We start from the raw sequence: 19,434 nt of genomic DNA, 5'->3' as shown, positions 1-19,434 counted from the left end.
TGGTTGGGGGCAGGCAATCAGGTTCCGCAGTCTTTGTCGACGCGGTTCAGCTCCCCCTAAAGCGGCTTGCCCAGCCATTCGCGATAGAAGCCTTCGAGATCGGGCTGGAAATCGTGCACGATGGGATAGCCGGGCGCGGCCGCTTCCACCTCGTGCATGGTGCCGCACTGAGGGCAGATGAATTCGCGGATCTCCATCCATTGCGGATCGGGGATATCGCTGTTGGGATAGATCTCGCGCAGCGTCTCCTCGGTGTTGCGCACGATGATCGAAGCCTTGAGCTTCCAGTTCTTGCGATAGTCGCCGAAGGAGTGACCGCATTCGCAGCGCGTCACGCGCTCGTCGCCGCTCTGGCAGATGAAGAGGTGATCCGAGACCGGCAGCAGGATCGGGTCCTTCCAGCCGACGCGGTCCTGCAGCACCGCGACATATTTGAAGAAGCGGTCGTCATCCTTGTAGGCGCTCATGACGCGGCGCGTCTGCGGCCAGGGCAAAGTGCCCGCGACCAGATCGGCGATGACTTCCTTGCTGTACGAGGTCATGGCTTTGCTCCCGGCATGAAGATCGATTTGGCGTCGACGTTCCAGAAATCGCTGAATTCCCTGGTGAAGTGCGACGACAGCTTGATGGCGCTGGCATACATTTTCTTCACTTCCGGAGCGAAATCGGCCTTTTCGACACGGCCGCGTTCGGCGGCGATCCACTCCGAGACCGGCCTTGCCTTGGCCAGCCGCCTGGCACGCATTTCGGCGCGGTGGCGCTTGGTGGTCTCGAGGTTGGCGACGGGATAGCCGTCCTCGTCCTCATCCAGCATGATGCCGAAGATACCTTCGGCCGCTTCCCTGGTGAGGTAGCCGTTCTCGACATCCGCTGCCGTCTTGATAGGGTCGCGCTCCAGCACGTCGCCATAACCGCCGCCGCCGTTGTAGGAATGAGTGAAGACGTCGCCGGTCTTGTGCGGGGCTGTGATGTAAGGGCCTTCCATCGTCACATGCTCGCCCTGCAGCCGCAGTTCGAGTTCCGAGCGATGCGGGTTGGTGCCGGTGTGATGCGCCAGCGGCGCCCGCTTTTCGGCGAGTTCGAAGATATTTGAGTCGCGTACGGCGCGGTGCTTCTGGCAAGTCGGCGCCGGATAGCCGCCGCACATGCCGCCATTGTCGAACACGCGGGAGGAATGCTCCGAGGTAACCAGCCTGAGATGATCGGTCTTGCTGACCAGCCAGGTCGAGACGAAGGAGCAGCCGCCGCGATATTTGCCGGCGCCGCCGGAATTGGCAACGATCGACCGGCCGATATAGACCATCGGCATGTTCTGTTCCCAGATTTCAATATTGCCCATGTCGGATTCCGGGTTCCAGCCGACATAGGCGGTGTCGAGCCCATCCTTGATCGCCAGCGCGCCGGAGCCGGCGGCGGCGCACTCGAAATGCGCCATGCCGAACAGCTTGCCGTACTGGCTGGTGCCGCCCATCTCGATCATCGGGCTGTTGACCTGGCCGACGAAGGCCTCCTCGACAAAGCCGCGCCCGACGAAGGCGCGCGACAAGAGCCGCTGGAATACGCCATAGGCCGGCAGCAGCAAGGCCCATGAGGTGGCGGTCGCCACCATCTCGTTGTCGGGGTTGGTCCAGGTGCCGTGCGGCAGTTTCAGCTCGGTCGCCATCCAGGCGCCGTCATTGACCAGGCCCTCGAAGTTCATGTGCTGGGTGAGCGTCACGAACATGCCGCCATCCATGCCAGCAGGCGTGCAGTTCATCGAATGATAGCCCCAGGGCTGTGTGCCCTCGAAGTCCATGATGATCTTGCCGTCGGTGGTGATCTCCATTTCGATCGGGATGTTGTAGAGCCAGTCGGGATCGCCGAGCGGCTGGTAGCCCGGCTTGCCCTTGGTGACATGGCCGTAGAAGGTGTGGCCGCGATAGATGCCGGGCACGGTGAGCTGGCGGGTGCGGGCGAGCTGGGCGCGGCGGCCTTCCTCGATGAACTCCTTCGACACTTGCATCCAGTAGTCCAGGCCGATCTCGTCGATCAGCGCCTTGACGCTTTCGCGCATGTCGATGCAGGAGGCGACCTTGGCCTTCTCGTCGAGCACCCAGTAGATCGGCATCCTGAGATTGCGCTCGCAGCGGATGACATAGTCGCGGCGGATCTCGTCGTTCTCGCCGACCTTTTCGGCGCAGACGAAGAGGCCCTCGGTAAAGCGCTCCTGGGCCAGCGCCACGTCGCCGCCCGGCGTGATGCCGCCGGCCTCGAGTTCATGGCAGACCGCGCCGGCCCAGCCGACCAGTCTGCCCGAATGGAAGATCGGCACGACGTCCATGACGTCGGGCACCTGAACGGTTCCGATGAAGGCATCGTTGTTGGCGAAGATGTCGCCGTCGCGGATGCAAGGGTTTTCCTCGTAGCCGTTGCGGATCATCCATTTGATGAAGCGGCTCATCGTGTGCACATGCACCATGATGCCGTTGGACAGCGCGATCGCATCGCCTTCCGGCGTGTAGATGGCGACGACCATTTCGCCGACCTCGCGCACGCCCGGCGAAGCCGAGATGCGGCGGGCCATTTCGCGCGCCGAGACGCAATAGGCGCGCAGCTTGGTGTGCAGCGTCTCGAATTTCAGCGGATCCTGGTTGCGCAGCTGCAATTCGGTTATGCCGTCATAGCAGCCAGTCTCTTCCATGAGCCGTTCGGATTCGATCAGCCGCTCGCGGATGCGCAGCGCGGAGGCGGGTTTGTCCAGCATGGCGTTCGCCCTTCTCAAGCGTGAGTGTAGTGCAGCAGCGTCCATTCATCGACATGGACACGGTCCTGCGGATGAACGACGAGCGTGGTGGCGGGGTGTTCGATGATGGCCGGGCCGATGACTTCGTGGCCGGGCTGCAGAAGGTCCATCTCGTAGAGATTGGCCTTGTGCCAGCGGCCGCCAATATAGGCCTCGCGCACGCCCTTATGGGCGGATGACGGATCCGACTTGCCGAGCGGGCGCTTGAGCAGCACCGGCTTGACCTTGTCGGCGGTGGCGATGAGGCCAAGCTCGGTGATGGAGAAGCCGGCTTCGCCATAGCGCGAAACGCGATGGTTGACCTTGGCGTAGACCGCCTCGAACTCGTCGATGACCCTGCGCATGTCGTCGGCCGACTGGATGGCCGGCAGCGGCGCCATCACCTCGACATCCTCGAGCTGGCCGGTGTAGCGCATCATCAGGAACGGCACGGTCTTGATCTTTTCGCGTGCATGGCCGTCCACGATCATCTCGTCGACCGCCGCCTTGGTGAGGTCGTCCCAGACGGCGGTGACCTTCCTGCCGAAGGCGACCAGTTCGTCGTCGCTGGCCCGCGCACCAATGTCGTGCTGCGTCGACACCGAATGCCGGCGCATGAAATCGGCGGTGGTGCAGCCGAAGGCCGAGAAGGCGGCAGCAAACTGGAAGGTGATGATGTCCTTGAAGCCGATGCCCCTGGAGCAGCCGGCAAGATGCAGCGGACCCGAACCGCCATAGGAGAGCAGCGTGAATTCCGAGGGGTGGATGCCCTGGCCTGAGATGACGCGGCGCAAAGCGTTGTTGGCGTCGGCCTCCAGCATGTCGATCATGCCTTCGGCGGCTTCCTCGACACCGACGCCAAGCAGGCGCGAGCATTTTTCCTCGAAGGCGGCCCTGGCCTTCTCGACCTGCAGCACGACCTTGCCGCCGAGGAAATAGTATGGATTGAGGCGACCGAGGATGGCGTCGCAATCGGCGATGGTCGGCTCCGTGCCGCCCTTGGCGAAGCAGATCGGGCCGGGATCGGAGCCGGCGCTTTCCGGCCCGAGCGAGACCTTCCTGGTCAGCGGATCGACCTTGAGGATCATGCCGGCGCCGGCACCGATCGTATCGAGATGCAGCGTCGGCACGTTGAGCTTGAAGCGGTCCATCAACGGCTCGTTCTCGATCCGGGTCTGGCCGCGCGTGATGACGCCCATGTCGAAGGAGGTGCCGCCCATGTCCGAGCAGATCAGCGAATCGTTACCGATCAGCTTGCCGACATAGGCCGCGCCCAGAATGCCGCCGATCGGGCCGGAGATCATCGTTTCATGCAGGCGCGGATGATTGATCGAGGTCAGGCCGCCGAAGGAGAGCAGCGTCTGCACGCCATATTTGAAGCCGTATTTCTTGGAGACGTCCTCGATGCCCTTGAGCTGCTTGCGGCCGCGCGAGGTGGCATAGGCCTCGATCAGCACCGAATTCAGCCGCGACTGTTCACGGATGACCGGGCGGACCTCATGGCTGGTGTAGACGAGGATGTCGGCGCCGGCCTTGGCGATCTCCTCACGGCAGATCTCGGCAATGCGCTTCTCGTGCACCGGATTGACGTGCGAGAAGATCGTCATGATGCAGATCGCCTCGACCTTGTCGGCGATCAGCTTCCTGGCAGCGGCAGCGACCTCATGCTCGTAGAGCGGCAGGATGATGTCGCCGAACTGGTCGATGCGCTCGGTGACGCCATGGGTGCGGCGGCGCGGCACCAACGGATCGGGATGCTGGTGTGTCACCGCGTGCAGCCGGTCGGCGTAGGAATAGTCCGCCCAGGCCTGCAGGCCGCGGCCCATCAGGATCATGTCTTCCAGGCCTTTGGTGGTGATCAGGCCGAGGCGGCGGCCGGTGCGCGACAGCAGCGTGTTGAGCATGCCGGTGCCGGAATAGAGCACGACGTTGACGCCGGAGAACAGCTGCTCCAGCGAAATGCCCCAGGCGTCGGCCGCGTCCTCGGCCGAGGCGAGGAAACCCTCGGCCTCGTTCTTCGGCGTGGTCGCCGACTTGCCGATCTTGAAGTGGCCGTCCTGATCGACAAGGATCGTGTCGGTCATGGTGCCGCCGGCGTCGATGCCGATGACGATGGGGTTGGTAGTGATCTGGTCCACGGGTCGCCTTCCCTCTTCGAGAATGACCGCAGGCTAGATTCGATCGCGCGGATCGCGCCATATGCCTAAAGACACAATGACCGCACGGCGCGGTTCGCCGAGAAAAGGGCATGCGCATGGGCAACATCTGGGCGCCGCTGGCCAGGGCTATCGCCGCCACCGGCACCGACCGGCATGTCGACTGCCTGATCGACCTGATCGGCGCCGACATTGCGCACGACCTGGTGACGGTCACCCGCTACTCAGCGACCAAGACTCCCGAATTCGTCAAGCACCGGCGCTTCTCGGACGAGATGGTGCGGCGCTATCTCGACAATTACTACGTCTTCGACCCGTTCTACGCCTCGTGGCGACGCGAGCGCCGTCTCGGCATCCTGCCTCTCAAGGGACTGGCCGACGAGGAAGCCAGGCGCGGCCAGTACATAGCCGGCTTCCTGGCGCAGTCGGAAATCTGCGATGAGGTCGGCATCATGCTGGCCGACGGCGGCGACTGGTGTCTCGGCATCTTCCTCGACCGCTCGACCAGTTCCTTCAAGGACAGCGAGATTGCCCTGTTGGACGAGCGGCTGCCGGTGTTCGAGGCACTGCATGCACTCGACACCAAGGCGCGCGGCAGCAACTTTTCGCGCACCTCGGCCCCGACCGGCCCCGGCGCTTCGCCGCAGCAGAAGCCGACCATCCCGACGAGCCTGTGGCCGGAACTGTCGCTGCGCGAGCGGGAACTGGTGCAGCTGATCCTCGCCGGTCATCCGACAGCCAACATCGCCGAGCGTCTCGGCATCACCATCGGCACCGTCAAGAACCACCGCCGGCGCATCTACGAGAAGCTCGACATCACCACCGAGCGGGAGCTGTTTTTGCAGTTTTTTCAGCACCGATAGCGCTCCCTGCTGGCCTACCATTATCCCGTTTGGCGAGCCCGATCCCGCCTTGAACTTGGCTGCCATTGACTTCACATTCGCCACCGATTGGGAGGAAGACCATATGCCGAACTTCGCAGGACGCTTCGCTGGCCGGTCGGCCGTCATCACCGGCGGAGCCTCGGGCATCGGCCTGGCGGTCGCGCAAAGGATTGTCGCGGAAGGCGGACGCATCAGCGTCTGGGACCGTGATCCGGCCCAGATCGAACAGGCGAGAACTCTCATCCCTGGCCTGCATGGTGTTGCCATTGACGTCGCCGATGCTGCCGGCGTCGAAGGCGCCGCCGCACGGACGATCGAAGCGCTTGGCGGCGTCGACATCCTGGTCACCAGCGCGGCCATCACCGGGCCGAACATGACGACCTGGGCCTATTCGACCGAGGACTGGCAGAAGGTCATCGACATCAACATCAACGGCGTCTTCTACTGCAACAAGGCGCTGGTGCCGCACATGCTCGAGCGCAATTATGGCCGCATCGTCAACATCGCCTCGATCGCCGGCAAGGAAGGCAATCCCAATGCTTCCGCCTACAGCACGTCAAAGGCGGCGGTGATCGGCCTGACCAAGTCACTCGGCAAGGAACTGGCCAAGACCAAGGTGACGGTGAATTGCGTGACGCCGGCGGCCGTGCGTACCGCGATCTTCAAGCAGATGAAACAGGAGCACATCGACTTCATGCTGTCCAAGATTCCGATGGCGCGCTTCGGCGAGGTCGAGGAAGTGGCGGCGCTGATCTGCTGGATCGCATCGGAAGAATGCTCGTTCACGACCGCCGCCGTCTTCGACGTCTCCGGCGGCCGCGCCACTTATTGATCCCAGCCGGAACATCTCCACATTGGCCGGTGCAACTACAATTCCGCGTGACGAGGCAACGATCGGAACTGGACAGGCGTATAGTCGCCGGCGTTTGAATGGGCGGCGACAGAACAGGGTTTGCGGGAAGCCATGACACAACGAGACAGTTTGGCGATGGCCCATGGCCGCCGTACCGGCGCCGCGCGATCGACGGAGGTCGCGACCATCAGGCTGGAGATCGCATCGCTTGCCTGAAGCAGATCCTGCAACGCTGTCCGATGACGACCTTCTGGACCGCTACCAGCGCGCGGCCTTCGGCTATTTTCTGGAAAATGTGAACCCAGACAACGGGTTGGTCGCCGATACATCGCGGCCGAATTCGCCGGCCAGCATCGCCGTCGTCGGTTTCGCCCTCTCCTGCTATCCGATCGGCGTCGAACGCGGCTGGATGACGCGCGCGGCGGCGGTGGAGTTCACCCTTGCGGCGCTGCGTTTCTTCTCGGCCAGCCCGCAAGGCGGTGGCGACGACGTCACCGGCCACAAGGGCTTCTACTACCACTTTCTCGACATGCGCACCGGGCTGCGCGTCTGGCGCTGCGAGCTGTCGATGGTGGATACCGCCTTGCTGATATCAGGCATATTGGTGGCCAGCGCCTATTTCTCCGGCGGGGATGAGAAGGAAGCCGAGATCCGGCGGCTGGCCGAAGCGCTCTACCGGCGTGTCGACTGGCGCTGGGCGCAAGGCAGCAGCCCGACCTTGCGGCAAGGCTGGAAGCCGAAGAGCGGTTTTCTCCACTATGGCTGGGAAGGCTACAACGAGGCGACCATCCTCTACGTGCTGTCGATGGCCTCGCCCGACAGCCCGACTTCCGACGACAGTTACGAAGCCTGGACGGCGACCTACCAGTGGGAAAACATCTACGGCCATGACGTGCTCTATGGCGGACCGCTGTTCATGCACCAGTTCTCGCATGCCTGGATCGATTTCGCCGGCATCCGCGACGCCTTCATGCGCGAGAAGGGCTCGGACTATTTCGAAAACAGCCGCCGCTCGACCTATCTCCACCGCGAGTATGCCCGTCACAACCCCTATGGCTTCGACGGCTATGGCGAGAACCTTTGGGGGCTTTCGGCTGGAGACGGGCCGGGCGGCTTCCGCGCCAGTGTAGAGCGACGAAGGCACCGGTTTTCCGGCTATGCCGCCCGTGGCGCGCCGTTCGGGCCGGATGATGGGACGATCGCGCCATGGTCGTATCCCGCGTCACTGCCTTTCGCGCCTGACATCTGCCTGGCCGCCCTGCGCCATCTCGGCGAGCGCTATCCCCAAGTGATCGACAATTTCCGCCTGCCGAGCGGCTTCAATCCGACCTTGGCCAACCGGCGAAAATTCGGCAGCGACGGCTGGGTGTCGGAAGGCCATTACGGGCTGGACCAGGGCATCGTGGTGATGATGATCGAGAACCACCGCTCGCGGCTGATCTGGGAGCTGATGCGCTCCAATCCGCACATCCGCCGCGGCCTGGGCAAAGCCGGCTTCACCGGCGGCTGGCTCGCGCAGCCGGCAGGCTCCGCATCGGGAGCTTACGATGGCGCATGAGCAGACAAAGGCCGCTATCTTCCCTGTCGACCGCAACGACGTCGAACTGATCCGGAGCGGGCATCCGCCGCATTGGAAGAACCCTACGCCCGACGGTCCCTACAATCTCGTCGTCATCGGCGCCGGACCGGCCGGGCTGACCGCGGCGCGTGACGCCGCAAGCCTTGGCGCAAAGGTCGCGCTGATCGAACGCGGGCTGATCGGCGGTGCCTGCGTCAATGTCGGCGGCGTCCCGTCGAAGTCGATCATCCGCACGGCCAGGCTCTATGCCGACATGCGCGATGCCGAGAATTTCGGCGGCGACACGCCGACGCGTCTTCCCGTCGACTTCGAGCGGGCCATGATGCGGATGCGGCAGATCCGGCAGCGGCTCAGCCGCGCCGATTCGGCCACGGTCATCGCTTCAGAAGGCATCGACCTCTATTTCGGCGAAGCGCGATTTGGCGGACCGAACACGGTTGAAGTCGCCGGCAAGACGCTGCATTTCAAGAAGGCCCTGGTCGCGACCGGCGCGCATCCGAGCGGGCCGGCGATCCCCGGACTTGCAGAGGCCGGCTATCTCGACAATGAGAGCATGTTCAACCTCACGCAACGTCCCGAGCGGCTCCTGGTCATCGGCGGCGGGCCGCTTGGCTGCGAGACGGCGCAGGCCTTCTGCCTGCTCGGCGCGAAAGTCATCCTGGCGCAGAACGATCCGATGTTCCTGCCCGGCGAGGAACGCGACGCCGCGCAGATCCTTTCGGACGCGCTGGCACGCGAGGGGGTGGAGGTGCGCCTGAACACCGAGGTGGTGGCGGTGCGCAGGGAAGGCGGCAAGAAGCTCGCCGACCTTTTGCGGGACGGCGACACCACAACAATCGCTGTTGACGAGATCATCACCGGCGTCGGCCGTTCTGCCAATGTCCGGGGTCTCGGCTTGGAGGAGGCCGGGGTGGTGTATGATGCCGACGGCATCAAGGTGGACGATCACCTGCGGACCTCCAATCCGCACATCTATGCGGCGGGCGATGTGTGCCTGGAATACAAGTTCACCCATACCGCCGAGGCAACGGCACGCATTGTCGTGCGCAATGCCCTGTTTCGCGGGCGCGAAAGGCTCAGTGAGCTCGTCGTTCCCTGGTGCACCTATACCGATCCGGAGATCGCCCATGTCGGGCTTTATCCGATCGAGGCGCGGCAGAACGGCATTCCGGTCAAGACCTATACGGTGCTGATGCATGATGTTGCCCGCGCCGTGATGGACGGCGAGGAGGAAGGGTTCGTCAAGATCCATGTCCGGGAGGGATCCGACCGCATCCTGGGGGCGACGGTCGTCGCCGCCCATGCCGGCGAGATGATCAATGCCGTGACGCTCGCCATCAGGTCGGGCATGGGACTGCACGCCCTGGCCGACGTCATCCATCCCTTCCCGACGCAGGCACAAGGCATCAAGATGGCGGGCGACGCCTACAGGCGAACCCGGTTCACCTCCCTGCGAAGGCGCCTGGCGGCGCGCTGGCTGGCCTGGTCGAGGCGATGAGCCTGGCGGCCCGGCCCCGGCGGCATGCATCGCGCGCCCTCGCAAGACAGACAATCCGACGCTTGACGAAAGCGCCATTCGGTTAAACAAGTCGAAGCTGATTTCTGTGGCTTCGGGGCCTGGTGAATGTCGTCTGGGATTGAGCCTGCAGCGCAGCTCTTGGTGCGACGCCTTTGGCGTTCGCCTTGAACCGCATGGGGGCGCGACCGGACATCACCAAGGCGGCGCACAACACCGGGCGACGCGTGCTGGTCGTCTCCCACGAACCGGCGTTTCCGCCGACCTCGGGCGCGGATCTGCGTACCTATCGCAATGCCGTGATGGCGGACGGGTTCGGGGCTGCCTGCCTGGTTTCAGTGCGACCCAAGGCCACCGCCATGGCCGCCGCCGATCCGCTGATCCGCGCCGAAACGCTTTCGATCGAGGGCGAGGCGCGTTCGGCTTCGATCGGGTGGTGGCGCATGAGGGCCGAGCATCGCGTTTCGCGCGCCGCCCTGGCCCGGTTGGAGGCGCTGGTTCGGGACTTCCGACCGGACACCGTCGTGGTCGAGAGCATCGGCTTGTTCAAGCTGCTGCGGCCCTTGAGGCCGCTGGCGAGGCAGCTCATCCTCGACATGCACAATGTCGAGTCCGACCTGGCAGGGCAAATAGGCGACGCGAAAACGGCCGGATCGCGCCTTGCCGCGATGGCGGCATCGTTTGGCATCAGGCGTCTCGAAAGAAAGGCGCTCGCCATTGTCGACAGGGTCTGGGTCTGCTCGAACCAGGACCGCGACAAGCTGATGAGCCTTTACCGGCGCAAGGTGCCGATCGATGTCGTTGCGAATGGAATTCCCAACATCGAGGACATTCCACAGGCGCTGCCCACTGAGGCCGCGACCGGCAGCGGCTTTCCGGTGATCCTGTTCATCGGCCATCTCGGCTACCCGCCGAACGTCGATGCCGCCGGGCGGCTGGCCCGTGCCATAGTGCCCCGCATCCGGCAGGCCTTGCCCGGTGCCAGGCTCGTTCTCGCCGGACGCGGCCCGGACGCGGCCGTGCGAGCGCTGGCCGGACTGCCTGGCGTCGAACTGATCGAAAATCCCGAAAGCGTGGCGCCACTTCTGTCCGGTGCGCATCTCAGCATCATACCGCTCCACGCGGGCGGCGGCACGCGCATCAAGATATTGGAGGCGATGGCCTGGGGAGTGCCGGTGATCGCGACGCCGCTGGCGGCCGAGGGCCTGGACCTGATCGAGGACGAAGAGGTGCTGCTGTCGGCCACCGACGAAGGGCTTGCCGAGATGGCCATTGGCCTGTGTCTCGACACCGAGCGCCGCGCAAGGCAGCGCCTGCGCGCGCATCAAGCCGTATGGGCACGGTTTGGCCCGCAAGCGATCCGCGATGCGATCCACGCCGGGCTTGCACTGGACGACGACGGCAAATGACCAGCCATCCCTCATCACGTCACCTGTGAGGCGCCGATGATCCCGCCGATCCTGCACCAGACATGGAAGACCGACAGCGTTCCCGCGCGCTTCCAGGCATATGCCGACAGCTGGAAGCGGCACAATCCGCACTGGGCGGTGATGTTCTGGAGCGACCGCATGCTGCTCGAATTCGTGGCCGAGCACTACCCTGATTTCCTCTCGATGTTCTGCGGTTACACGAACGGCGTGCAGCGGTCGGATGCGGCCCGCTACATGCTGCTGCATCATTTTGGCGGGGTTTATGCCGACATCGACTGCGAATGCCTCGCACCGTTCGATCCGATCATGGACGAGACCCGGATCGTGCTGTGCAAGGAGCCGGCGTCGCATGCGGCCGTCCAGGCGGATTTCCGGGGCCTGCCCCATCTTCTGTTCAACGGGACGATCGCGAGCCCGCCCAGGCATCCGTTCTGGATGCATCTGTTGTCGATGATGCCAGGACTCGCTGGCGCCAAGGACGTGCTCGACGCGACCGGTCCCTGCCTTTTGACCTCCGCCCAGCGCGGCTACGGCGATCAGGAAGCCTTTGCCATTCACCCTTCCGGCCTGTTCGCGCCGGTGACATCGGCCGGAAGCACGGAGGGCGGCGGCGGCACGGCAGCGCTGTCGATCCATCACTGGGCCGGCACATGGTGGATCCCGGAGCCGCCACCGAAATGGACGACCAGGCTGCGCAACCGGGCCTATCGGCTTCGGTACCAGCTGACGCGCGGGACGTATCTGGAGGAGGCCGTGGCCAAAGCCGGCGTCGACAAGGCTGTCCTGGCGGCGCCGCCGCCTTCGGGCCAGAACATCGCTGTTCTGGTGCCGCTTCGCGACGCCGCCGACCTCATCCAGCCCTTCCTCGATGCGCTGGACGGGCTCGACTATCCCAAGGACAGGATCAAGCTGGTCTTCTGCGAAGGCGACAGCCTGGATGGCAGCTGGGAACGGCTGCAGGCCGCGACGGCGGGACTGGCCGGCAAATATCGCGACATTGTGCTTCTGCAAAGACAGGTCGGCACCAGGCTCGACAGGGCAAAACGGGCAAAGCCTGGGACGCAACGCGTGAGGCGCGGCGCCATTGCCAAGGTGCGAAATTACCTCATCGATCACGGGCTGAAGGAAGACGACGACTGGGCGCTATGGATCGATGTAGACGTCTGGCGCTTTCCCGGCGATGTGGTGAACAGGCTGATCGCCACCGGACATCGCATCGCGGTGCCCAACTGCGTCAAGATCGCCGGCGGCAGCAGCTTCGACCTGAACAATTTCATTATCCGACGGCAGACCAGGGATTATCGCTATTACCGAGAGATACGCGGCGGTCTGCACCAGCCTCCCAAGCAGACGCCATACCGCTATCACCTGAGCGATGTCAGGCATCTCGACATCATCGGCCTCGACGCGGTCGGCGGGACCATGCTTCTGGTCGATGCCGCCCTGCATCGCGGCGGCCTTCGTTTCCCCGAAATTCCCTACCGCGACCTGATCGAGACCGAAGCCTTTGGGGTGCTCGCCAACGACCTCGGCATCCGGCCGGTTGGTCTGCCGAAGCTGGAGATCCTACACGTTCCCTGGTGAAGCGGCGGCCTGCCGAAGTTCCTGCCTGAGGGGCTCCAGATAGGCCTGTGGCCTCAGACGTCGCCACAGATATTCCCGCTCCGTCAGATGCGCGACTTTGCCGATCCAGCGCTGTGGTGCTTCCGGATCCCTGACCTCGTGCCAATCGTCGACAATGATGACCGGCAGGCCCTCGTAGAGAGGGTCGAGCGGCGAGGTCTTGGTCACCACGATACAGCCGAGATAGAGCAGCTCCCATGTGCGGTGACAGTCGAGGCCGTTTCCCGTGGTCGAAAGCACGAGCGGATATTGCGAATACAGCTGCCAGATGCCGCGCTGCGAAACACGTCTTTTCAGGAAGTCGACATGCGGGCATCCGTCCAGGGCCTCAAGCAATTCCCGACGCTCGCTCGAGCCGCTGCTGACGCTGAAATCGCAGAATATCCTGGGCTGACGGCGATCCGCGCTGCCTTGCCGGTAGCGCAAGGTTTGCAGTTGCCGCACCAGGCCGGCGGGCGTCGCAAGCGAGCGTGGCGTATGGAGGTCCAGCCCGATCGGAAACGGTTTGATCCGGAGATGAACGCCATCGCAGTTCTGGCTGTACCAGGACACCAGATAGGGGTTGGCGAGAAGCCGCCCGACCGTGTCCTGCGCCAGGTCCGACGGCACCGAGGCATCGCCGTCGGTCGTCAGCAGGATGAAGGGAGCCTTGATGGTCGGCAAGACGACCCGGGCGAACGTATCGAGGTCGCAGTTTCGCCGGTCCCTGGCCAATGTGCTCAGCCGCACCCAGACGATGCCGTGCGCGCCACTGTAATGGTCGCGGAAGAAGGCCTCGCTCTGCGTCGATTCGGTCGGCGCGTTGCGATACCAATCGGGTCCGGCGAAATCGCAGAAGTGAGCGATGCCTTGCGACCACAGCACGGGAGGAACGCCGAGAAATCTCAGCGCCCCGGAACGGACCGCCTTTTTGAGTTTTGCCCGCCAACGCGACATGCCCATCGGCAACGCTTAGCCCAGACACCATCGCGGCCGCAATGTCCCGGTCCCGGCCGGAACGTCAGTCGTGGAGTTCCCGTGAAATCGGCGGGCCGACCGAAAATCCGGAGAATGTGACCTCGAAGCCCTCGCGCTGCGGCGAACAGCACATCATGCCGACATCGACGGTCTTCGAGATCGGGAAATAGGCGAGCCGCACCGGCTTCCAGTGACCGTCCGAAGCGTCGAGATACTGGACGCGGATCGCCTCGCCGTGGCGGGTCAGGCGGATGCTGACGCCGTTCGGACCGGCATGAATGGCGACCAGCGACCAGTCCGATGTGTCGTTGGTGACGACGACGGAGAAATAGGCAAGGCCGTCGGTGTATTCGATGCCGGCCTTGATCCAGTGCGTTTCGCTGAGCCGGACCATCAGTCCGGCCTGGTCATAGAGCACCTTGTAGTCGCCCTTGACGGTGACTTCGGCGGTGAAATCGCCCTCGACCGGCCGATGCAGGAAATGGCCGTTGTCACGCCAGAAACCGTAGAAGGTCTCGCGCCAGAAATCGGTCTCCTTGCCGGTGCGCACGCGCACCGCATCGCCGTCGATGGCGTGATGCGGCGGCGGGTTGAGCCAGGTCAGATCCTGCAATGTCATCGCCTCATGCCGATTCCCGGTGAAGGTTCGCCGGCCTGGCAGGCCGGCGCCCGATCAGCCTGCGAATGTATAGGCGGTCTTCACCGTGGTGTAGAACTCCATGGCGTAGCGGCCCTGTTCGCGCGGGCCATAGCTCGAGCCCTTGCGGCCGCCGAAGGGAACATGGAAATCGACGCCCGCCGTCGGCAGGTTGACCATCACCATGCCGGCTTCCGAATTGCGCTTGAAATGCGTGGCATGCTTGAGGCTCGTGGTGCAGATGCCCGAGGTGAGCCCGAAAGGCGTGTCGTTGGCGACGGCAAGCGCCTCGTCATAATCCTTGACGCGGATGACGCTGGCGACCGGGCCGAAAATCTCCTCGCGCGAGCTGCGCATGGCATTGGTGGCTTCGGTCAGCAGGGCCGGGCTGAGATAGAAGCCGGGCGTCTTGCGGTCGAGCCGTTCGCCGCCGAAGGCGAGCGTGGCGCCTTCCCTGACGCCGATGGCGATATAATCCTCGTCCTGCTTCAATTGGGTCGCGTCGACGACCGGGCCGATCTGGGTCTGCGCATCGAGCGCATCGCCAATCACCAGCTTGCTCATCCGCTCCTTGAGCGCATCGACGAAACGGTCATGGATACCTTCGGTCACGATCAGCCTGGACGAGGCGGTGCAGCGCTGGCCGGTCGAGAAGAAGGCGCCGTTGAGCGCGCAATCGACGGCGACCGCAAGATCGGCGTCGTCGAGTACGACCAGCGGGTTCTTGCCGCCCATTTCGAGCTGAAACTTGCGCATGTGCTCGATGCTTGCGGCGGCGACGCGTTTTCCCGTGCCGACCGAGCCGGTGAAGGTGATGGCATTGATGTCGGGGCTGTCAAGCATCGCCTGGCCGACGACCGAGCCCTTGCCCATGACCAGGTTGAGCACGCCCTTGGGCAGGCCGGCGCGGTGCAGGATGTCGACGATGGACCAGGCGCTCTCCGGAACCAGCTCGGCCGGCTTGAAGACAATGGTGTTGCCATGGGCGAGCGCCGGCGCGATCTTCCAGGCCGGGATGGCGATGGGGAAATTCCACGGCGTGATGATGCCGACCACGCCGACAGCCTCGCGGGTGATCTCGACGCCGACGCCCGGCCGCACGCTCGGCACCATCTCTCCGGTCAGGCGCAATGTTTCGCCGGCAAAGAAATCGAATATCTGGGCGGCGCGGATGGTCTCGCCAATGCCTTCGGCCAGCGTCTTGCCTTCCTCACGCGCGAGATTGCGGCCGATCTCGTCCTTGCGCGCCATGATCTCGTCGGACGCCTTTTTCAGCACCGCGTGGCGGGCCAATGGACCGGAGCGGGACCATGAGGGAAACGCGGCCTTGGCCGCCGCGATTGCCTGCTTGGCCTGTTCGATCCCCGCCGAGGCATATTCGCCGACGACGTCGCCGGTATCCGATGGGTTGATGTTGCGGGAGCCGGCATCGCCGACCCATTCGCCATCGATGAGGTTCTTTCGAAACTGTGCCATATCTGGTCTTTCCTGCTGGTTGGCCGCGCGGCGGCATCTGTGTGAACTGGTATTTGCCAGACAAATGCCTTGTGGGAAAGCACGCACTGGTCGAACAGCCGCGACAAAAGTCCCCGGGTCAGCCGTTGCAGTCAGCCCAGCCGGTATCCGCAGAGCGCTATTCCCGACCAGGCGAATTGCCCTGCACGCCTATGTCCATAGCCTTGATTTGGCTGATGCGGCGTGTCATGCGTCGTACAGATGGCAGCACTCGAAACGACGATCCAGCGCGCCGGCGCCACCGGCAACATCAAGGCCACGCGTGAAGACTGGCTGAAGCTGGCGCTTGAAACGCTGATCTCGGACGGCGTCGAGCGCGTCCGGGTGCTGACGCTTGGCCAGCAGCTCGATGTCTCGCGGTCCAGCTTCTACTGGTATTTCAAAAGCCGACAGGATCTGCTCGACCAGTTGCTGGACTATTGGCGGCAGACCAATACAAGATTTATCGTCGAGCGCGCTTCGCGACCTTCCGCGACCGTCATCCGCGGCGTGATGAGCATCTTCGAATGCTGGGTGGACGAAAGGCTGTTCGATCCCCGGCTGGACTTCGCGATCAGGGCCTGGGCCCGGCGCTCACCCGCCATCCGGCGCGCGCTGGACGAGGCCGACGAAGAGCGCGTCAATGCCATACGCGACATGTTCAAGCGTCATGGCTATGAGGAAGAGGACGCATTCGTGCGCGCTCGCGTCCTCTATTTCATGCAGATCGGCTACTACTCACTTGAGCTCAACGAGCCGATGAGCACCCGTCTCACGCACGTCGCCTCCTACCTGCGCAGCTTCACCGGCCAGGAGCCTCCGGCAGAAGATGTCGAGGACTTCGCGCGATACGTCGAGAAGACGCTTTCCGGAAAACGGTAGACGGTAGTCACCGGCCGACTTGACGTGGCAGTTTTCTGGACGCGGTCCGTAGGGCATCCACCCCCATAGCCAGCACGCCAGCCTGCTCCGGGCCAACCTAGCAACGTGCTAGACACATGTGTACAATGCCGCTAGGTTGCGCCGCCATAACCCGATGGAGTGCGGCAAGATGAAATCCCAATACAGGGCGATCGTAATCGGCGGCGGCGTGGTTGGGACTTCGGTGCTCTACCACCTGGCGAAGTTCGGCTGGAGCGATGTCGCGCTGATCGAACGCGAGGTGTTGACCGCCGGGTCGAGCTGGCACGCGGCCGGCGGTTTCCATGCGCTGAACGCCGATCCCAACATCGCCGCGCTGCAGGCCTATACGATCGACCTGTTGTCGGAGGTCGAGAAAGAGTCGGGTCAGAACATCGGCATGCATATGACCGGCGGCATCTCGGTCGCGTCGGCGCCGGAACGCTGGGAATGGTTGAAGGCCTCCTACCGCATCTTCCAGACCATGGGCATCGACGATGTCCATCTGGTCGGCGTCGAAGAAATCCGGCAACGCTGCCCGATCCTCAACACCGACGGCATGCTGGGCGGCCTCTACGCGGCGCGCGAGGGCCATATCGACCCCTCGGGCGTCGTCCATGCCTACGCCAAGGCGGCAAGGAAGCGCGGCGCCGAGATCATCGAGCACAACCGTGTGCTGGAGCTGAACCGCCGCGCCGACGGCAGCTGGGACGTGGTCACCGAGAAAGGCACTGTCATTGCCGAGAAAGGCACTGTCATTGCCGAGCACGTCGTCAATGCCGGCGGATTGTGGGCCAAGCAGGTCGGCCGGATGGCCGGCATCGACCTGCCGGTTTCTCCGATGGAGCATCACTACCTCGTCACCGAGGCGCTGCCCGAGATCCAGGCGCTCGACCGGGAATTGCCGCTGATCGTCGACCTCGAAGGCTTCACCTATATGCGCCAGGAGCAGAAAGGCCTGCTGCTCGGGATCTACGAAATCAACCACAAGCACTGGAACATGGACGGCGCGCCGTGGAACTACGGCATCGAGCTGATCCAGGAGGATACCGACCGTATCGCCAACGAACTGGCGCTCGGCTTCAGCCGCTATCCCTGCCTGGAGACGGCCGGCATCAAGCGCTGGGTGAATGGCGCCTTCACCTTCTCGCCCGACGGCAATCCGCTGGTCGGCCCGGTGCGCGGCGTTCCCAATTATTGGGTGGCCTGCGGCGTCATGGCCGGCTTCCTGCAAGGCGGCGGCGTCGGCAAGTCGCTCGCCGAGTGGATGATCCATGGCGAGCCGGAAGCCGACGTCTTCGGCATGGACATCGCCCGCTACGGCGACTTCGCCTCCAACCGCGAATACATCAAGCAGACGACCGGGCAGTTCTATTCGCGCCGTTTCGTCATGAGCTATCCCAACGAGCAATTGCCGGCGGGACGGCCGTTGAAGACGGCCGGCGCGCATGACGCCATGGAGGCCGCCGGCGCGCGCTGGGGCAATTCCTGGGGCATGGAAGTGCCGCTCTATTTCGCCCCGCAGGGCTTCGTCGAGACACCAACGCTGAAGCGCTCCAACACCTTCGATATCGTCGGCCAGGAATGCCGCAAGGTGCGCGAAGGGGTTGGCCTGCTCGATATCACCGCTTTCTCGCGCTACGAGATCTCAGGACCGCGAGCGAAGACGTGGCTCGACCAGCTGCTCGCCTGCGCTCTGCCCAAGCCCGGCCGCGCCAAACTCGCGCCGATGCTGGGCGAAAACGGCAAGCTCAAGGGCGACCTCACCGTCTTCAACTGGGGCGACGGCTCCTGGTGGATCATGGGGTCCTATTATCTGCGTCAATGGCATATGCGCTGGTTCGAGCAGCACCTCGGCGACGGCGTCACCGTGCGCGACATTTCGGACGCCGTCGTCGGCTTTTCGCTCGCCGGCCCCAACGCGCGACGGCTGCTCGAGCGGCTGACGCACCAGGATGTCTCGCACGAAGCCTTCGGCTTCCTCGCCTGCAAGACGCTCGATGTCGGCCTGGTGCGGGCCAAGGTCGGGCGGCTCTCGGTCATCGGCGAGCTCGGCTACGAGATCCATTGCCAGGCCAATGAGCATGCCGGGCTGCGCCGCGCGCTGCTGGCGGCAGGCAGCGACCTCGGCGTGACCGAATACGGCTTCGGCGCTGTGAACGCGCTGCGGCTCGAAAAGAGTCTTGGCATCTGGTCGCGCGAGTTCACCCAGGACTATACGCCTGCCGAAACCGGCATGGACCGCTGGATCGCTTTCGAAAAGGGTGACTTCACCGGCCGTGAAGCCGCGCTCAAAGAGCAGAAGACCGGCGCCGGGCGCACGCTGGTGACGCTCGAAATCGACGCCGGGGATGCCGACGCCAGCGGCTACGAACCGGTCTGGAACAGAGGCAAGCTTGCCGGCTTCGTCACCTCCGGCGGCTATGGCCATACGATCGGCAAGAGCCTTGCCATGGCGCTTGTCGATCGCGGTGCGGCGGGCATCGATACGGAGTTGACAACCCATATCGTCGGCGTCGAAAGAAGTGCGCGCGTCATCGCTTCGTCGCCCTACGATCCACTGGGCAAAGCGATGCGGGCATGACCGAACGAACCGCTGCCATCCTGCGGAAGATCCTGCCATGATCCAAGCTCCTTGCCTGAA

Annotated in this window: 14 protein-coding genes; 8 read left to right on the top strand and 6 right to left on the bottom strand. The window is 64.0% G+C overall.

Features of this window, described 5'->3' with window-relative positions; translation table 11 throughout:
• Window positions 1-56 precede the first annotated feature (56 nt).
• From QQK95_RS24655 to QQK95_RS24645, 3 genes are read right to left on the bottom strand one after another with little or no spacing between them, the layout of a single operon-like run.
• Window positions 57-542: an acetone carboxylase subunit gamma gene (locus QQK95_RS24655; RefSeq protein WP_284276986.1), complete on the bottom strand. Its 486-nt coding sequence runs from the start codon at window positions 540-542 to the stop codon at window positions 57-59.
• Complete coding sequence (locus tag QQK95_RS24650; RefSeq protein ID WP_284276985.1) at window positions 539-2,743, bottom strand: hydantoinase B/oxoprolinase family protein; 2,205 nt, start codon at window positions 2,741-2,743, stop codon at window positions 539-541. Before QQK95_RS24650 ends, QQK95_RS24655 begins: the two co-directional genes overlap by 4 nt.
• Window positions 2,744-2,757: 14 nt before the next feature.
• Window positions 2,758-4,899 carry a hydantoinase/oxoprolinase family protein gene (locus QQK95_RS24645; protein ID WP_284276984.1) on the bottom strand — a complete coding sequence of 714 codons (2,142 nt, stop codon included), beginning with the start codon at window positions 4,897-4,899 and terminating at the stop codon, window positions 2,758-2,760.
• Window positions 4,900-5,009: 110 nt separating this feature from the next.
• Here QQK95_RS24645 and QQK95_RS24640 point away from each other — a divergent pair, with 110 nt between their 5' ends.
• The 6 genes from QQK95_RS24640 to QQK95_RS24615 all read left to right on the top strand — a co-directional run bounded on the left by QQK95_RS24640 (window position 5,010) and on the right by QQK95_RS24615 (window position 12,763).
• A complete protein-coding gene (locus QQK95_RS24640) occupies window positions 5,010-5,780 on the top strand; it encodes a helix-turn-helix transcriptional regulator (RefSeq protein WP_284276983.1) in 771 nt (256 codons plus the stop codon).
• Between the two features lie 103 nt (window positions 5,781-5,883).
• Window positions 5,884-6,633: an SDR family NAD(P)-dependent oxidoreductase gene (locus QQK95_RS24635; RefSeq protein ID WP_284276982.1), complete on the top strand. Its 750-nt coding sequence runs from the start codon at window positions 5,884-5,886 to the stop codon at window positions 6,631-6,633.
• Window positions 6,634-6,862: 229 nt separating this feature from the next.
• Complete coding sequence (locus QQK95_RS24630; RefSeq protein ID WP_284276981.1) at window positions 6,863-8,212, top strand: glucoamylase family protein; 1,350 nt, start codon at window positions 6,863-6,865, stop codon at window positions 8,210-8,212.
• Window positions 8,202-9,731, top strand: a complete 1,530-nt coding sequence (locus QQK95_RS24625; protein ID WP_284276980.1) for a mercuric reductase — start codon at window positions 8,202-8,204, stop codon at window positions 9,729-9,731. The genes QQK95_RS24630 and QQK95_RS24625 overlap by 11 nt, the downstream gene beginning before the upstream one ends.
• A 194-nt stretch (window positions 9,732-9,925) precedes the next feature.
• Entirely contained in the window at window positions 9,926-11,158 is a 1,233-nt protein-coding gene (locus QQK95_RS24620; RefSeq protein ID WP_284277066.1) for a glycosyltransferase family 4 protein, read from the top strand.
• 36 nt (window positions 11,159-11,194) lie between these two features.
• Window positions 11,195-12,763: a glycosyltransferase gene (locus tag QQK95_RS24615; RefSeq protein ID WP_284276979.1), complete on the top strand. Its 1,569-nt coding sequence runs from the start codon at window positions 11,195-11,197 to the stop codon at window positions 12,761-12,763.
• Here the strand turns inward: QQK95_RS24615 and QQK95_RS24610 are convergent.
• From QQK95_RS24610 to QQK95_RS24600, 3 genes are read right to left on the bottom strand one after another with little or no spacing between them, the layout of a single operon-like run.
• Window positions 12,746-13,744 carry a hypothetical protein gene (locus QQK95_RS24610; RefSeq protein ID WP_284276978.1) on the bottom strand — a complete coding sequence of 333 codons (999 nt, stop codon included), beginning with the start codon at window positions 13,742-13,744 and terminating at the stop codon, window positions 12,746-12,748. The genes QQK95_RS24615 and QQK95_RS24610 overlap by 18 nt on opposite strands.
• Window positions 13,745-13,802: 58 nt before the next feature.
• Window positions 13,803-14,378 carry a DUF1349 domain-containing protein gene (locus QQK95_RS24605; protein ID WP_284276977.1) on the bottom strand — a complete coding sequence of 192 codons (576 nt, stop codon included), beginning with the start codon at window positions 14,376-14,378 and terminating at the stop codon, window positions 13,803-13,805.
• A 54-nt stretch (window positions 14,379-14,432) separates the two neighbouring features.
• A complete protein-coding gene (locus QQK95_RS24600; RefSeq protein WP_284276976.1) occupies window positions 14,433-15,872 on the bottom strand; it encodes an aldehyde dehydrogenase family protein in 1,440 nt (479 codons plus the stop codon).
• A gap of 240 nt (window positions 15,873-16,112) precedes the next feature.
• Between QQK95_RS24600 and QQK95_RS24595 the strand changes: the two genes are divergently transcribed.
• On the top strand, window positions 16,113-16,772 hold the full coding sequence (locus tag QQK95_RS24595) for a TetR/AcrR family transcriptional regulator (RefSeq protein WP_064984434.1): 660 nt from the start codon (window positions 16,113-16,115) through the stop codon (window positions 16,770-16,772).
• Window positions 16,773-16,941: 169 nt separating this feature from the next.
• Window positions 16,942-19,374, top strand: a complete 2,433-nt coding sequence (locus QQK95_RS24590; protein ID WP_284276975.1) for a GcvT family protein — start codon at window positions 16,942-16,944, stop codon at window positions 19,372-19,374.
• Window positions 19,375-19,434 lie beyond the last annotated feature (60 nt).

Source organism: Mesorhizobium huakuii (assembly GCF_030160235.1).
Classification (GTDB): Bacteria; Pseudomonadota; Alphaproteobacteria; order Rhizobiales; family Rhizobiaceae; genus Mesorhizobium; species Mesorhizobium huakuii.
The sequence above is the reverse complement of the archived record's forward strand: the minus strand, read 5'-3'. Positions and strand labels throughout refer to the sequence as shown.

Excerpts from the sequence above, each read along its gene's own strand:
- QQK95_RS24655 (WP_284276986.1), bottom strand. The coding sequence starts at position 542 with ATGACCTCGTACAGCAAGGAAGTCATCGCCGATCTGGTCGCGGGCACT.
- QQK95_RS24650 (WP_284276985.1), bottom strand. The coding sequence starts at position 2,743 with ATGCTGGACAAACCCGCCTCCGCGCTGCGCATCCGCGAGCGGCTGATC.
- QQK95_RS24640 (WP_284276983.1), top strand. The coding sequence starts at position 5,010 with ATGCGCATGGGCAACATCTGGGCGCCGCTGGCCAGGGCTATCGCCGCC.
- QQK95_RS24635 (WP_284276982.1), top strand. The coding sequence starts at position 5,884 with ATGCCGAACTTCGCAGGACGCTTCGCTGGCCGGTCGGCCGTCATCACC.
- QQK95_RS24625 (WP_284276980.1), top strand. The coding sequence starts at position 8,202 with ATGGCGCATGAGCAGACAAAGGCCGCTATCTTCCCTGTCGACCGCAAC.
- QQK95_RS24620 (WP_284277066.1), top strand. The coding sequence starts at position 9,926 with ATGGGGGCGCGACCGGACATCACCAAGGCGGCGCACAACACCGGGCGA.
- QQK95_RS24615 (WP_284276979.1), top strand. The coding sequence starts at position 11,195 with ATGATCCCGCCGATCCTGCACCAGACATGGAAGACCGACAGCGTTCCC.
- QQK95_RS24610 (WP_284276978.1), bottom strand. The coding sequence starts at position 13,744 with ATGGGCATGTCGCGTTGGCGGGCAAAACTCAAAAAGGCGGTCCGTTCC.
- QQK95_RS24605 (WP_284276977.1), bottom strand. The coding sequence starts at position 14,378 with ATGACATTGCAGGATCTGACCTGGCTCAACCCGCCGCCGCATCACGCC.
- QQK95_RS24600 (WP_284276976.1), bottom strand. The coding sequence starts at position 15,872 with ATGGCACAGTTTCGAAAGAACCTCATCGATGGCGAATGGGTCGGCGAT.
- QQK95_RS24595 (WP_064984434.1), top strand. The coding sequence starts at position 16,113 with ATGGCAGCACTCGAAACGACGATCCAGCGCGCCGGCGCCACCGGCAAC.
- QQK95_RS24590 (WP_284276975.1), top strand. The coding sequence starts at position 16,942 with ATGAAATCCCAATACAGGGCGATCGTAATCGGCGGCGGCGTGGTTGGG.